Annotated in this window: 3 protein-coding genes; all 3 read left to right on the top strand. The window is 68.0% G+C overall.

Annotated elements, in window-relative coordinates; genetic code table 11:
• Positions 1-107: 107 nt before the first annotated feature.
• Positions 108-398 (top strand): esterase/lipase family protein, encoded by a 291-nt coding sequence (locus LE181_RS31800; RefSeq protein ID WP_225665087.1) that lies wholly within the window; start codon positions 108-110, stop codon positions 396-398.
• Positions 377-520 carry a hypothetical protein gene (locus LE181_RS31805; RefSeq protein WP_225665089.1) on the top strand — a complete coding sequence of 48 codons (144 nt, stop codon included), beginning with the start codon at positions 377-379 and terminating at the stop codon, positions 518-520. The genes LE181_RS31800 and LE181_RS31805 overlap by 22 nt, the downstream gene beginning before the upstream one ends.
• 82 nt (positions 521-602) lie before the next feature.
• Positions 603-1352: an SDR family oxidoreductase gene (locus LE181_RS31810; protein ID WP_225665091.1), complete on the top strand. Its 750-nt coding sequence runs from the start codon at positions 603-605 to the stop codon at positions 1350-1352.
• Positions 1353-1480: the final 128 nt, after the last annotated feature.

The raw sequence follows: 1480 nt of genomic DNA on the forward strand, positions 1-1480 counted from the left end.
CGGCGGTGCAGAGCGTGCGCCGGCGGGCCGCCACATCATCGCTGCGGTTGTACGACCGTTGTCCGAGGTCGAGGATTGTTACGGCCCTGGAATAGGTAAGGAGGGCCATGAGCGAGCCGACGACCACTGCCCCGCCGATCGTGCTGATCCACGGGCTTTGGATGACCGCCAGAAGCCGGGATCGCTGGGTGCAGTACTACCGGGCGAAGGGCTACGAGGTGGTCGTGCCGACGTACCCGGGGTTCGGGATCGAGGTGGAGGCGCTGCGTGAGAAGCCCGAGATCATCGCCGCGGCATCTGTCCCCGAAACCCTCGACCATCTCAGCGACGTGGTCGAGAACCTGGACCGGACGACCGGGCGCCGCTGCTGTTCATCATGGGCGGCAAGGGCCACCTGATGCCGCCCTCGGTGATCCGCTCCAACGCGAAGAAGTACCGCAACTCCGAGGCGCTGACCGGGACCTACGAGTTCCCCGGCGACTTGTCGCCCCGTACCTCACTCCCTCAACGGACGACGTGAAGAAGTTCGCCGGAGCCGCCACCGCCACAGGGGTTGCCCAGTGTCAGCGGTGGCCGGTGCCCGGCGAACGGGAAGGTTCGCCATGAAGATCGTCGTAATCGGCGGCACCGGCAACATCGGTTCGAAACTCGTCTCGCAACTCGCCCGGCACGGCCACGAGACGGTGGCTGCAGCACCGACGACAGGGGTCAACACCCTCACCGGCGAAGGACTCACCGGCGTGCTGGCCGGCGCGTCCGTGGTGATCGATGTATCGAACTCGCCGTCCTTCGAGGACAGCGCGGTGATGCGGTTCTTCGAGACTTCCACGCGCAATCTGCTCGCCGCCGAAGCCGCAGCCGGCGTCGCCCACCACGTCGCACTCTCGGTAGTGGGGACCGACCGACTGCCCGAGAGTGGCTACTTCCAGGCGAAGGTCGCTCAGGAGCAGTTGATCGGGAAATCCTCGATCCCGTACTCGATCGTGCACGCGACCCAGTTCTTCGAGTTCGTCGCGAGCATCGCCGACGACGCCACCGTCGGCGGCACGGTCCGGCTGGCCCCGGTGCTCTTTCAACCCATCGCGGGCGACGACGTCGCGCAGGCGGTGGGCCGCATCTCGACCGGGGCGCCGCTGAACGGCAGGGTCGAGGTCGCCGGGCCCGAGCGGTTCCGGATGGACGAGTTCTTCCGGCAGGCCCTAACCGCCCGCAACGACCCGCGTGAGGTCGTCACGGACCCGCACGCCCGCTACTTCGGGGCCGAACTGAGCGAGGGAACTCTGGTGCCGGGCAGTGACGCGATCCTTGGCGAGACCCGCTACAGCGACTGGCCGGGCCGCACAGTGGTCTGATGGTCCCCTTACCTACGCCTCCCGGCCTCCGTGTCGACGAGGCGGAAGCGGAGCACGGCGCGGCTCTAGAAGCCCGCCACCGCAACAGCGACCGCAGGGGACGGGCTGCGTTCGTCTCCGCCCCCCCC

The organism is Streptomyces sichuanensis (genome assembly GCF_020328095.1).
GTDB lineage: Bacteria > Actinomycetota > Actinomycetes > Streptomycetales > Streptomycetaceae > Streptomyces > Streptomyces cinnamoneus.